General features: G+C 63.6%; 12 protein-coding genes. 3 read left to right on the forward strand and 9 right to left on the reverse strand.

Going from position 1 to position 13,343, the window contains the following annotated elements; all coding sequences use genetic code 11:
• Positions 1-79: 79 nt before the first annotated feature.
• The 9 genes from tatC to NKH37_RS15570 all read right to left on the reverse strand — a co-directional run bounded on the left by tatC (position 80) and on the right by NKH37_RS15570 (position 11,686).
• A complete protein-coding gene (tatC, locus tag NKH37_RS15530) occupies positions 80-943 on the reverse strand; it encodes a twin-arginine translocase subunit TatC (protein ID WP_023720061.1) in 864 nt (287 codons plus the stop codon).
• Positions 943-1,644 carry a Sec-independent protein translocase protein TatB gene (gene tatB, locus NKH37_RS15535; protein WP_353005389.1) on the reverse strand — a complete coding sequence of 234 codons (702 nt, stop codon included), beginning with the start codon at positions 1,642-1,644 and terminating at the stop codon, positions 943-945. Before tatB ends, tatC begins: the two co-directional genes overlap by 1 nt.
• Before the next feature lie 62 nt (positions 1,645-1,706).
• Complete coding sequence (locus NKH37_RS15540) at positions 1,707-1,928, reverse strand: twin-arginine translocase TatA/TatE family subunit (RefSeq protein ID WP_023678929.1); 222 nt, start codon at positions 1,926-1,928, stop codon at positions 1,707-1,709.
• A gap of 178 nt (positions 1,929-2,106) precedes the next feature.
• Complete coding sequence (gene scpB / locus NKH37_RS15545) at positions 2,107-2,886, reverse strand: SMC-Scp complex subunit ScpB (protein ID WP_023720059.1); 780 nt, start codon at positions 2,884-2,886, stop codon at positions 2,107-2,109.
• Entirely contained in the window at positions 2,883-3,683 is an 801-nt protein-coding gene (locus tag NKH37_RS15550) for a segregation and condensation protein A (RefSeq protein WP_352482297.1), read from the reverse strand. The genes scpB and NKH37_RS15550 overlap by 4 nt, the downstream gene beginning before the upstream one ends.
• 58 nt (positions 3,684-3,741) lie before the next feature.
• On the reverse strand, positions 3,742-4,761 hold the full coding sequence (gene nagZ / locus NKH37_RS15555) for a beta-N-acetylhexosaminidase (protein ID WP_023720057.1): 1,020 nt from the start codon (positions 4,759-4,761) through the stop codon (positions 3,742-3,744).
• Between the two features lie 119 nt (positions 4,762-4,880).
• Positions 4,881-8,549: an SPOR domain-containing protein gene (locus NKH37_RS15560; RefSeq protein WP_353041145.1), complete on the reverse strand. Its 3,669-nt coding sequence runs from the start codon at positions 8,547-8,549 to the stop codon at positions 4,881-4,883.
• Positions 8,550-8,652: 103 nt separating this feature from the next.
• The gene (gene argS, locus NKH37_RS15565; RefSeq protein ID WP_353005391.1) at positions 8,653-10,410 is read right to left on the reverse strand and encodes an arginine--tRNA ligase; all 1,758 of its coding nucleotides are present in this window, start codon (positions 10,408-10,410) and stop codon (positions 8,653-8,655) included.
• A 61-nt stretch (positions 10,411-10,471) separates the two neighbouring features.
• Complete coding sequence (locus NKH37_RS15570) at positions 10,472-11,686, reverse strand: deoxyguanosinetriphosphate triphosphohydrolase (RefSeq protein WP_023720054.1); 1,215 nt, start codon at positions 11,684-11,686, stop codon at positions 10,472-10,474.
• Positions 11,687-11,759: 73 nt separating this feature from the next.
• Here NKH37_RS15570 and erpA point away from each other — a divergent pair, with 73 nt between their 5' ends.
• From erpA to xth, 3 genes are read left to right on the forward strand one after another with little or no spacing between them, the layout of a single operon-like run.
• The gene (gene erpA, locus NKH37_RS15575; RefSeq protein ID WP_352467016.1) at positions 11,760-12,107 is read left to right on the forward strand and encodes an iron-sulfur cluster insertion protein ErpA; all 348 of its coding nucleotides are present in this window, start codon (positions 11,760-11,762) and stop codon (positions 12,105-12,107) included.
• Positions 12,108-12,109: 2 nt separating this feature from the next.
• Positions 12,110-12,499, forward strand: coding sequence for a VOC family protein (locus tag NKH37_RS15580; RefSeq protein WP_353005392.1), 390 nt, complete (start codon positions 12,110-12,112; stop codon positions 12,497-12,499).
• Positions 12,500-12,529: 30 nt separating this feature from the next.
• Entirely contained in the window at positions 12,530-13,324 is a 795-nt protein-coding gene (gene xth, locus NKH37_RS15585) for an exodeoxyribonuclease III (protein WP_023720052.1), read from the forward strand.
• Positions 13,325-13,343 lie beyond the last annotated feature (19 nt).

A 13,343-nucleotide genomic window follows, 5' to 3' on the forward strand; every position in this document is an offset into this window, starting at 1 on the left:
TCAGTAGCATAGCTGCCGGCACAAAGCAAGAACAAAGTTGCTATGGCCGGCAAAAAGATGCTGCCCGCCTCAACCGAACCTACGTCGAAGACGCGTCCGCCGGCTTTTCGGCCACCTCTTCGGTGGCGTCCTGCTTTTCGCGGGCGACACGGTCGCGCTCCTTGCTGCGCTCGATCAAGCGAGCCGACCAGATCGAGACCTCGTAGAGCAGGATCGTCGGAATTGCGAGGCCGATCTGGCTCATCGGGTCGGGCGGCGTCAGCACCGCCGCCACGACGAAGGCGATGACGATCGCCCATTTGCGCTTCTCGGCCAACCCTTGCGACGACAGCATGCCGACCCGCGTCATCAGGCTTGTCACCACCGGCAACTGGAACACCAGGCCGAAGGAGAAGATCAGCGTCATGATCAGGCTGAGATATTCGGACACTTTCGGCAGCAGCGAAATCTGCACCTGGTCGTTGGTGCCGGTCTGCTGCATGGCGAGGAAGAACCACATCACCATCGGCGTAAAGAAGAAATAGACCAGCGACGCGCCCATCAGAAACAGGATCGGCGAGGCGATCAGGAACGGCAGGAAGGCATTGCGCTCGTTCTTGTAGAGGCCGGGCGCGATGAATTTGTAGATCTGCGTGGCGATCAACGGAAAAGCGATGACCATGCCGCCGAACATGGCGAGCTTGACCTGGGTAAAGAAGAACTCCTGCGGCGCCGTATAGATCAGCTCGACCTTGTGCGGATCGAGCCCGGCCCATTGGGTCGCCCATCTGAACGGGATCACCAACAGGTTGAACAGCTTCTTGGCGAAGAAGAAGCACACAAGAAAAGCAACGAAAAAACCGCCGATCGACCACATCAGCCGCCGGCGCAACTCGATCAGGTGCTCCATCAGCGGAGCCGACGATTTTTCGATCTCGTCCTTTTCCGTGTCCGAAGTGCTCACTAGGCGGCTCCCGCCGTTTTCGTGGCGGCCGGCTTCTTCGTTGCTGCCGCAGGCTTCTTCGCTGCTGCCGCCGGCTTCTTCGCTGCTGATGACTGCGCTTTCGGCTCAGCTTTTGTGGCGACCTTTGGCGCAGCGGCCTTTGCCGGCTTGGCCGGCACGGCAGCCGCGGCTTTCGCGGGCGCCGGCTTCTTCTTTGCCGCCGGCGCTTTTTGCGGCACGGCCGCTGCAGTCGTTTGCGCCTCTACTGCCGGCGCCACGACGGACTCGTCCGTCATCGCCGGAAAGATCGGCGTGGCCGGCGTCGGCTCCGGCGGGCTGACGCCCGGCATCGTCGTCGCGCCGTTCTTCAGCGGCTCGGCTGCCTGCTCTGTCGAGGCGGCCTCGACCGCCGGCTTGGGTTTCATCACGGCATCGACGCCGGAACGGACGTCGGCGGCGGCCTGCTCGAATGGATTGAGCTGCTTCCTGATCTCGGCTGCCGGATTGAGGCTTCTCAGCGAATCGACCGACTTCTTGACGTCGTCGAGTTCGGCTTCCTTCAGTGCGTCGTTGAACTGCCGCTGGAAATCCGACGCCATGGCGCGCAGCTTCGCCGTTGTGCGGCCGAAGGTGCGCAGCATGTTGGGCAAATCCTTGGGCCCGACGACCACGATCATGACGATCGCGATCACCAGCATCTCGGTCCAGCCGACTTCGAACATGGCTATACGTTCCGACTCAAGTTTCAGGCCGACTCAAGTTTTGGCCAACCAAAGTTTTGGGCTCAGCTTTTGCTGGCCTTTTCCTTCGGTACCGACACGGTCTCGTCGGAACGGTGTTCGACGGTGCGCTTGTCCTCGGCAGTCTCGTCGTCGGCCATGCCCTTCTTGAAGCTCTTGATGCCCTTGGCCATGTCGCCCATCAGCTCGGGGATCTTGCCGCGGCCGAAGACCAGCAGCACGATCACCAGAACGATCATCCAGTGCCAAATCGAAAATGAACCCATAGCAAATCTCTCTCGAACGGTTTCCCAGACGCTGATCTATGCGCTTTCGGGTTCGGATTCAAACAGAACTGCGACAGAGTTCATGAATGAGTGGCCGAAGTCACGCACTTTCGGCACGGCGGCCCGCTACCAATCGGCGCAGTTCCATCCTGGCTGTGGCTTAAAGATGGCGCTCGGCTCAATCGTCCGTGACGCGCGGCGTCAAAAGGCCGAGTTCCTCGAGGTCGATGTCGGTCAGCGGATCCTCGTCGTCGGTGAGCGCATCGGGGTCGGCCGGCGGCAGCGGCACCGAGAAATTCGACGGCATGCGGCCGGACAGCAATCCTGCACCCTTCAATTCCTCCATGCCGGGGAGATCGCGGATCTCCTCCAGTGCGAAATGGTCGAGAAAAATGTCCGTCGTGCCGTAGGTGACGGGACGGCCGGGCGTGCGGCGCCGGCCGCGCATTCTCACCCATTCCGTCTCCATCAGCGTGTCGAGCGTCCCCTTTGACGTCTCGACGCCGCGGATGTCCTCGATCTCGGCGCGCGTCACCGGCTGGTGGTAGGCGATGATCGCCAGCACTTCGAGGGCAGCGCGGGACAGCTTGCGCTGCTGCACCGTGTCGCGGCTCATCAGGAAGGCGAGGTCGCCGGCGGTGCGGAAGGCCCAGGCATCGCCGACGCGCACCAGATTGACGCCGCGCCGCGCATAGATCTGCTGCAGTTCGGCCATCGCCGCGGCAATGTTGATGCCGTCGGGCAGCCGCGAAGTGAGCTGTTTTTCGCTGACCGGCTCGGCGCTGGCGAATACGATCGCCTCGGCCATCCGCACGGCCTCCGCCATATGCAGCCGCTCGCCGGGATTCTGCGACAAATTCTGCCCCTGGTTTTGTGCCGGGTTCTCGGCAACCGCGCCTTGCTCGGCGTCGTCCTCGACCTTGAACGGGATGACCGAAGCGTTGGCGCGTTCGCTCATGGTGTTACCTCGACTATCTTGATGGCTTGAGCGCGGCCGCGCAGATAAAGCGGCGCGAACACCTGGTCCTGCCGCATCTCCATCTTGCCTTCGCGCACCAGTTCCAGCGTTGCGGCAAACGAGCTGGCGACCGCAGTGCGCCGCTCTTCCGGGCCGGCCAGATATTCGACCAGGAAACTGTCGAGCGCCGTCCAGTCGCGTAGCGACCCGATCAGCCTGATCAGCACGTCACGCGCATCCTTGAGCGACCACACGCCGCGCCTGGCGATCGTCACATTGGTGATCGCCTGCTTTTGGCGCTGCTGGGCATAGGCGGTCAACAAATCGTAGAGCGAGGCCGAATAGGCATTTCGCTTCTCGACGATGACCATTTCCGGCATGCCGCGCGCAAACACGTCGCGTCCGAGCCGGTTGCGGTTGACCAGCCGTGCCGCCGCGTCGCGCATCGCCTCCAGCCGCTTCAGCCGGAACTGCAGCACTGCCGCCAGTTCCTCGCCGCTTTCGCCTTCGTCGCCGGGCTGCTTGGGGATCAGGAGCTTCGACTTGAGGAAGGCCAGCCATGCCGCCATCACCAGATAGTCAGCGGCAAGCTCCAGCCGCAGCGCCCTCACCTTCTCGACGAAGGCCAGATATTGCTCGGCCAGCGCCAGGATCGAGATGCGCGACAGGTCGACCTTCTGGTTGCGGGCAAGATGCAGCAGAAGATCGAGCGGACCTTCGAAACCGGCCACATCGACGACCAAAGCGGGATCGCCGGTCAACCGGGAATCGTCGTTCTCGGCCCACAGACGGTCCATCGGTGCGGCCTTGCCGGCCTTCAGGTCCAATGTTTCCGCCACTTCGCTTCCTTTGATGCTAGGCCACCGCGTCGAAATAACTGGCAAATTCGGCCCGAATCTCGGTCTCGTCCGCTACGTCACGGTTCCTGATATAGGTCAGCGCCCGCTCCGCGCGGTCAAACGACTTGCCTTCAAGTCCGGTCGTTCGCGATGCAATGCCGGCCATCTCCTCAAACACGCCGTTGCAGTGAAGGACCAGATCGCAGCCCGCCGCAAGGATAGCGGCCGCCTTTGACGGGAAATCCCCAGAAAGTGCCTTCATCGAGGTGTCGTCGCTCATCAACAGACCGTCGAAGCCGATTTCGCCGCGGATGATCTTTTCGATGACCTTGCCGGATGTCGTGGCCGGGTTCTTCGGGTCGATCGCGCTATAGACGACATGCGCCGTCATCGCCATCGGCAAATGGTTGAGCTCCCTGAACGGCGCAAAATCATGCCGCTGCAGGTCGCCGATCAAGGCGTCGACGGTCGGCAGTTCGAAATGCGTGTCGGCGAAGGCCCTTCCATGGCCGGGAATATGCTTCATCACCGGCAGCACGCCGCCCGCCATCAGGCCTTCCGCCGCGGCGCGACCCAATTCGATGACGGCGCGCGGCTCCTTGCCATAGGCGCGTGCGCCGATGACGTCGCTGGCGCCCTCGATCGGCACGTCGAGCACCGGCAGGCAATCCGCCGTGATGCCGTAGCGCAGCAGATCGAAGGCATGCAGCCGCGCCATCAGCCAGGCGGCACGGGTGCCGGCGTCATGGTCGTCGCGCCACAAGGCGCCGAGTGCGCCGGCAGCCGGATAGTTCGGCGCCAGCGGCGGCCGCAGGCGCTGCACCCGGCCGCCCTCCTGGTCAATGAATACCGGCGCATCCGCGCGCCCGACGCAGTCGCGCATGGCGGCGACCAGATCGCGGATCTGCTCGGTCTCGCCGATATTGCGCGCAAACAGGATGAAACCCCACGGGCATTCGTTGCGGTAGAAACGGATCTCGTCGCGGGTCAGTGATTTCCCGGCGCAGCCGAGGATCATGGATTTTGATTCGGTCATGCGGAACAGTTTAGAGCTTCGCGCCGACAAAGGGAATCGCCCGCAATTGCCTCCAGGGATTTCCGTTCACGCAAAAAAGCCGGCGCGAGCGCCGGCTTTTCGAGAGGTTTTTGGTGCCGCTAGTGGGACACGAAGCAATTGCCGCCGGCAGCCTTGTAGCTGGTGCACAGTTTGATCGCCTCGTTGCGCGACTGCGCTGGAACGCGGACGCGGTAGAAGGTGCCCTTGCCGGCAATTTCGGCCTTGACGATGTTGGCGGTGCGGCCGGAAAGCACGCTGCCGTAGCGGCGCTGCAGATCCTGATAAGTCGACTGGGCGCTTTCGACTGTCGGCTGCGAAGCGATCTGTATCGACCACGAACCAGCGCCGGCCGCGGCCGGATCGATGGAAGCAACCTGATCGGGCTTGACTTCGCCGACTACGTCGACCGGCTGGTCGGACGGACGCTGCGGCGCCACTGGGACCGTGGCCGGGGTGTTGGCGGACTGCTTGCTGGCTGAGGGCTGGGCCTTGGCTTCGGCCTTGGTGTCGGGCTTGGGCGCCGGCTGCAGCTTGGTGGTTTCGGCCTGATCGCCACTCGCCTGATCGCCACTCGGCTGGTCACCAATCTTCTGATCGCCAATCTTCGGATCACTTGTCATCTGCTCGATCAGGGGCACGGTGCCCGTCTGCGCGGCGGCGTCGGCCTGGGCCGACGGAGCCACGTGCTGCGGCGCCGGATCTGCCGGCTCGGCAGCAGCCATCTGCGGGGCGGCAGGCGCCGGATCCTCGCGCGCCACCAGCGAGCCGTCAGGTTTCACGACCATGGTCCGTACCTTGCGCGGCGCAACGGCGACGATCTCGGGGTTGGCACCCTTCTCGGCCTCCTGCAGAACCTGCGCGATGCGATCCTCGGACTTGGGCGCCGGTGCGGCGGCAGTTTCGGTACCGCCAGCGGCATTGGCGCCAAGCGCATCGGTGTCAGGCGCGTTGGTATCAGGCGCGTTGATACCAGAGGCGTTGGTGTCGGACGCCACTGTGCCGGGCGCGTCGAGATCGTCCGCGGCGTCGGGGTCATTGGGCGAAAGATCGACGACGCGGCTCTCCGGTTCGTTGGCTTTCAGGTCCACAGGCTCTTCGGTGTTGGTGACCAGCTTCTGCTGAACGGGCTCGGCGGGCTTGGCGCCCTTGACCACAGCGTCATAGACCTTGTTGTCCTGGTTCGGCACGACGGCGCCGCCTGGATTTTCCGGCTTGATCTTGATCGGCCTGTTGTCGGCCTTGACGATAACCGGCGCATCGCTGCCGCTCTTGCCGCCGAGGGTCAACGCAAAGGGGCCAAGGCCTCCGGCGATCGCCACCGCGCCAACCACCGCTCCTATCAGCAGCCCGCGCCTGCGCGGCTGCCTTTCGGCCCCGCGTTCGGCAAGACCCGGAACCGACATCTCCTCGTCCAGTTCGGGATCGTAATCGAGCTCATCGAAGGTGAAATCGTCGGCTTGCGAAACCGGCTGGCCACTGGGCAATGGGCCCAGATCGAAACCGTCCGCTGCATCGGCATAGGAAGCGGCCGCCGCGCTGACGGGGGCTTCCGCAGGCTTGGCGCCATAGGCGCGCGTCTCGCCACGATCTTGCTTATAACCAGACGCAAAGCCCGCATCGTATTCATCGTCATAGCCAGCACTGCGCACCGGGGCAGGCGCTATATCCGTGGCATTCATTTCGGTGAGAAGGCTGGCAAAATCGGCATCAAGATCGTCGTAGGCGGGCGCCACCGGCTCGTCATCGTCGAAGTTGAGCTCCGGAATGTCGAGATCGTCCGCCAGCGCCACGACGCGCTCGGGCACGTCGACCGTCTCGACATCGGGCATCTCGTCATACGCGGAAGGCTGTTGATGCGAGGTTGGCGCAGCTTCCGTGTAGGCGGGCCGATCTTCATAGGACGGCCTCTCTTCACGGGATGCCTGGCCTTCATAGGACGGCGCCTCTTCGACCGGTGCGGCCCGATAGGACGGCGCCGCAGCCGGCTGCGGCGGTGGTGCCGGACGCGCCGAAGCCACCGGCTGGCCTGCAAAAGCGGGCTGAGGCTGTGCGACCGGCGTCACGCGGCTCCACGAGCGGGCCGGCTCGGGCGGCGTGGCGCGTGTCGTCAGCCAGTTCAGCGCATCGAGCGGATCTTCTTCGGAAGCAGCTGCGGCACTCTTGTCGGCCGAGTCATGATCCAGGCCGATATTCCTGGCGAAATCGGCATCGAGCGCATCGTTGTCCAAATCATCCGCAGGTCCGGCAGCGGCTTCAACACCGAAATCCTCGCCTTCAAGCTCATCGAAGAGGACACTGCCAAGATCGGCGTCATCGGCGGCACTGGACTGCTGCGGCTCAGCGGGCTCGTGTTCGTCGAGTTCCCAATCCAGTTCGTCGACAGGATGCACCGGTCCGTTGGTGACGTCTTCAGCCGCCGCCATGGGCTGTTCAGCGGCCACTGCTGGCTCCTGAATTGCGGGCGCCACGGGCTGCTGAGCAGCAGCCATCACAGGCTTCTGGGCAGGCTGCTGGCTTGTCTGAGGTTCGTCGGCCGCTTGTGCCGGCCGTGTGCTCATCGCCCCCAGCAGCGCGTTCAGCTCGTCTTCCAGGCTGCGTTCCTCAGCCACTGGGGCTGTCGGGACGACAGCGGCCGGCGCCACTGGTTCGGCCGCAACCTGCGCCACGGGCTCTTCGACGTCCTCCGCAAGCGCATCGTCGAGGCTCAGATCGAAATGGTCGTCGAACGCCGCTTCAGCAGCCGTGCCGGAAAGCTCGACGGCCTCTGGTTCTTCGATTTCGGCAGGCTCGTTCGGGCGAACGTCTAAGTCCATGTCGACGTCGGCCATGGCATCATCGAAATGGCCGGCAAAATTCTCATCGTCCGAAACCGCCTCAACCGGCGATGCCGGGGCGGCGACGGTTTCCGCCGGCTCATGCTCGTCGACCATCAGCTCGTCTTCGAGCGAGCTTGCAACGGCATCGTCGAACTCGTCATCGAACGCAGGCTCGGCGGCTTGCGCCGCGGTTTCAACGGCGACGGCCTGCTCCATCGGCTCATGCTCTTCGAGCATCAGCTCGTCTTCGAGCGAGTTGGCCACGGCGTTGTCGAACTCATTGTCGAAGGCAGGCTCGTCGTCGAAGGCGGGCTCGTCGACCGGCGCGTATGCATCGGCTGCGGCCCTAGGTCCGTCCTCGCCCGTCGCCCCGATCTTGCCCGTCACATCGTCGTCGAGCCGAAAATCCTGGTCGACAGGGCCGGCAAGTTCGTCGTCACTCGACAAGTCGTCCTCGAACGGCGACACGTCTTCGAGCGAGCCGGCGACGGCGTTATCGAACTCGTCGTCGAACTCCGGCTCGACAGCGGGAGCGAACGACCTTTCGGGGCCGGAGGCAATTTCGTCGGCGGCAACAGGAGCGGCCGCAACAGGAGCAGCATCATCCACCGCACTGTCGTCGAACGCGAAATCCTGTTCGAACGAGGCGGCAAGCGCGTCCTCCATCTCATCCGTGGTAGCCGGTTCGGATGCCGGCTCGCGAAGCTCGACAGGGGAAGCATTGTCATTGGCGTCGGCGCCGAACTCGCCCATCAACTCCTTCTCGAGATCGATGTCGAAATCGGCCTCGCCCTCCGGCGGCCCGGCGGCAGCGGCTTTCGGCTGGGCCGGCGTTTGCGGTTTGACCGGTTGGCGCGGGTCGAACCCCATGATCCTGGTCAGTTCCGCGAACGGATCATCGTTGGCGATGTCGTTGTGGTCGGCTGCTCTCAACTGGGTTCTGTCTGCCATTATTGTTCCCGAACTCGCACTCATTCGGACGCCATGGACGTCGCGTAGGGTTGGCCCTTACCAGCGCAATGTGGGCAAAAGGTGACAGGTTTTTTACTCAAACCTAACGCATTTCGGTGGGCGCATTGGCTCCGATCAGCGTCAGGCCGGACGTCAAAACGTCCGAAACAGCCTGCACCAGCCCTAGTCTGGCATGCGTCAATTGTCGGTCGTTAACCTTAACAAAACGTAAGTCGGGATTATCGGTGCCCCGGTTCCAGTGTCCGTGGAAGCTGGAAGCAAGTTCGTAGAGGTAGAATGCCAGCCGGTGGGGCTCAAGCGCGAGCGCCGCGGCTTCGATCAGCCGCGGATATTCGGCGAGCTTCCTGATCAGGCCGATCTCACCCTCATCGGTCAGCAAAGCCACTTCGGCGGCCAGCTGGTTGCGGTCGAACATGGCCTCGCCCAACTGCTCGCTCGCCTGCCGGAACACCGAATGGCAGCGCGCCGAGGCATACTGCACGTAGAATACCGGATTGTCCTTCGACTGCTCGGTCACCTTGGCGAAGTCGAAGTCGAGCGGCGCGTCGTTCTTGCGGTAGAGCATCATGAAGCGGATCGGGTCGCGGCCGACCTCCTCGACCACTTCGCGCAGGGTCACGAACTCGCCCGACCGCTTCGACATGCGCACCGGCTCGCCGGCGCGAAACAGCCTCACCAGCTGGCAAAGCAGCACGGTAAGCTTGACCTCGTCGCCGGCAATCGCCCGGGCAAGCGCTTCCAGCCGTTTCACATAGCCGCCATGATCGGCGCCAAGCACATAGATCAGGTCGACGAAGCCGCGATCGACCTTGTCCTTGAGGTAAGCGACATCGGCAGCGAAATAGGTGAAGGTACCGTCCGACTTGACCAGCGCCCGGTCCATGTCGTCGCCGACCGCGGTCGAGCGGAACAGCGTCTGCTCGCGGTCCTCCCAGTCGTCCGGCTTCTCGCCCTTGGGCGGCGGCAGCTTGCCCTTGTAGATGTGGCCCTTCAGCGTCAGGTCGCTGATCGCCGAGCGGATCTTCTTCGCATTGTTGGCATGCAGCGTCCGCTCGGAAAAGAAGACGTCGTGATGCACGTTGAGCAGCGCCAGATCCTCGCGGATCATCGCCATCATCGCGTCGATCGTCCTGTCCTTGACGATGGCAAGTGCCTCCTCGTCCGGCATCTGCAGTAGGGAGCGGCCGAATTCGCTGGCCAACGCCTGACCAACGGGGATCAGATAGTCGCCTGGATAAAGCCCGGCCGGAATCTCGCCGATCTCATCGCCAAGCGCCTCGCGGTAGCGCAGCATGACCGAGCGTCCGAGCACGTCGATCTGCGAACCGGCATCGTTGATGACATATTCCTTGGTCACGTCGTAACCGGCGAAGGCCATCAGGTTGGCGAGCGCGTCGCCGACCACGGCACCCCGGCAATGGCCGACATGCATCGGCCCGGTCGGGTTGGCCGAGACATATTCGACATTGGTTTTCTTGCCGCCGCCGACAGTCGAGCGGCCGTAATTGCGGCCTTCGCCGAGCAGCGCCGTCAGATGCGCCTGCCAGAAGCCGTCCTTGAGCCTGAGATTGACGAAGCCCGGACCGGCGATCTCGGCGGCCGCGATATCCTCGTCGGCGCGCAGCGCCTCGGCCAGCCTTTCGGCCAGCGCGCGCGGGTTCTGGCCGGTCGGCTTGGCCAACACCATGGCAGCGTTGGTGGCGAGATCGCCATGGCTGGCATCGCGCGGCGGCTCGACGGCGATGCGCGACAGATCCGGCGGCACGCCATCCTTGTCTTTCAAATCAAGCGCTTCGACGGCCTTTATGATTCGCGCGTTGAAATCGGCGAAGATGTTCATTGCTATGGCTCTGACGGTTTTGCAGGGATCCGGCTCGTTGGCCGGCAAAATCGCGCCCGCCCTAGCTCAAATCCGGCGTATGGTCAAACAAACGGCTGTGTTCCTTGAGTGCATAAGTGTCCGTCATGCCAGCCAGGAAATCGGCAACACTGCGCGCCTTGACGCGATCCTCCGCCCGATCGAGCCCTTCGCGCCAGCCATCCGGCATGGCGCGCGGATCGGCGAAATAGACGTCGAACAGGTCCCTGACGATCTGGTCGGCGTCGGCGCGCACCCGCATGACCTCCGCGTGGCGATAGAGATGCTTGTAGAGAAAGGCCTTCAGCTCCTTTTCCGATACGGCCGTCTCGGCGGAGAAGCTCACCATCGTCTCGCCGGCCGCCCTTACCGCCTCGGCGCTGTCGGGCTTGATGCGCGCCAGATTGGCCGTCGTCGAGACGATCACGTCCTCGACCATGATAGTGATCTGCCGGCGCATCAGCTCGTGGCCGGTGCGTACGTCATCGAGCGCCGGATAGCGCTCACGCACCCCCTTGAGGATCGACCCCGGCAGCGAGAGGTCCTCCAGCATGTCCAGCGTCAGCAGCCCTGCCCTCAGCCCGTCGTCGATGTCATGGGTGTTGTAGGCGATGTCGTCGGCAATCGCCGCGCACTGCGCCTCGATACCGGCGAAGCGGTCGAGTTCGAGGTCGTGCAGTTCGGAATAGTCGCGGATCGCCTGCGGCACCGGCCCCTTCAGCCCTTTGCCCTTGGCATCGGTCAGTGGGCCATTGTGCTTGACCAGCCCCTCCAGCGTTTCCCAGGTGAGGTTCAGCCCATCGAACTCGGCATAGCGCCGCTCCAGCCGCGTCACCACGCGCAGCGATTGCGCATTGTGGTCGAAGCCGCCCCAGGCGGCCATCTTCTCGTTCAGCGCGTCCTCGCCGGTATGGCCGAAGGGTGTGTGGCCGAAGTCGTGCACCAGGGCCACCGCCTCGGCCAGGTCCTCGTCGCCGCGCAGTGCCCGCGCCAGAGCGCGTGCAATTTGCGCCACCTCGATCGAATGCGTCAGCCTTGTGCGGTAATGGTCGCCTTCGTGTGCGACGAACACTTGCGTCTTGTGCTTCAGCCGGCGGAACGCCGTCGAATGGATGATGCGGTCGCGGTCGCGCTGGAACGGCGTGCGCGTCGGGCTTTCCACCTCGTCGAACAGCCGGCCGCGCGACTTCGCCGGGTCGCTGGCATAGGCCGCGCGCGGCCGATAGCCGAATCCGATGTCGCCCAACTCGTTGGTCATAGCGTATGCCGCAGTTGACTTGCCCCGTCGCGCTTCATACCTATCATACGAAACCGAAAGCAAGGTGACGCCCATGGGCGCTGATGCCAAGACCGCCATGAAAGTCGAGATGACCGACGCCGCCGCCAAGCGGATCGCCAAGATCGTGGCGAGCGAAGCCGGCAAGACGGCCCTGCGCGTCTCGGTCGAGGGCGGCGGCTGTTCCGGCTTCTCCTACAAGTTCGATCTGGTCGATAGGCGCAATGATGACGACGTCGCCATCGAGAAGGACGGCGCAACCGTGCTGATCGACGACCTGTCGCTGGTCTATATGGGCGGCTCGGTGATCGATTTTGTCGACGATCTGATGGGCCAGTCGTTCCAGATCAGGAACCCCAATGCGGTCGCCTCCTGCGGCTGCGGCACCAGCTTCTCGATCTAGAAATGCCCGACATCGGCGCGGTCCGTCAGATCGCGCTTTCCGCCGGACGCGACCTCGACGCAACGCTGGCCTTCTGGCGCGAGGTGCTCGGCATGAGTCTGCATGCGCGTTTCGATCCTCCAGGCATCGCCTTCATCATGGCAGGTGACGTGCGCCTGCTTTTCACCGACGGCCTGCCGGCCGGCACCGTCTATCTCGACATATCGGACCTCGAAGAGTTCCACGCTTCGGCAAGGGCCGCCGGTGTTCCCTTCACCGCGCCGCCGGCGCTCGTCCATCGCGACACCGAAGGCCTGTTCGGCCAGGCGGGGGAAAGCGAGTGGATGGCCTTCCTAAAGGACCCGGCAGGCAATACGATCGGCCTTGTCGAACGTCACCCGGCGGATCGCTAGTCTCCGGACCACCAGCCTATCGAGGACGTCATGAAAATCGTCACCTGGAACATCAACGGCGTCCGCGCCCGCATCGGCAATTTGACCCATTGGCTGACGGAAAGCGCGCCCGACATCGCCTGCCTGCAGGAGATCAAGACGGTCGACGAGCAATTTCCTCGCGCCGAGATCGAGGCGCTCGGCTACAATGTCGAGACCTACGGCCAAAAAGGCTTCAACGGCGTCGCCATCCTGTCGAAGCTGCGTTTCGACGAGGTCAATCGCGGCTTGCCGGGCGACGATGCCGACGAGCAGGCGCGTTTCATCGAAGGCGTGTTCTCGACCGACAAGGGCGCCTTGCGGGTTGCCTCTATCTATCTGCCGAACGGCAACCCAATCGACGACGAGAAGAAGTTCTCCTACAAGCTTTCCTGGATGACGCGGCTGGAGCGCTGGGCCGAGGAGCGGCTTGCACTGGAAGAGCCGCTGGTCCTGGCCGGCGACTACAATGTCATTCCTGAGCCGGCCGATGCGAAATATCCGGAAAACTGGCTAAGCGACGCGCTGTTCCAGCCCGCAACGCGGCAGGCGTTCCGGCGGCTGAAGAATCTCGGCTTCACCGAAGCCGTGCGTGCCGTCACCGACGCCCCCGACGTCTTTACGTTCTGGGACTATCAGGCCGGCGCCTGGCAGAAGAACAACGGCATCCGCATCGACCACCTGCTTCTGTCGCCCGAAGCCGCCAATTGGTTTTCCTCGGCTTCGATCGAAAAACAGGTGCGCGCCTGGGAAAAACCCTCCGACCATGTGCCGGTGGCGATCGATCTGGCGCTGCGGCCGGCCTGATCGGAGCTGCTGTCCGGCG

Origin of the sequence: Mesorhizobium sp. M1217, assembly GCF_040318275.1 — a bacterium.
Classification (GTDB): domain Bacteria; phylum Pseudomonadota; class Alphaproteobacteria; order Rhizobiales; family Rhizobiaceae; genus Mesorhizobium.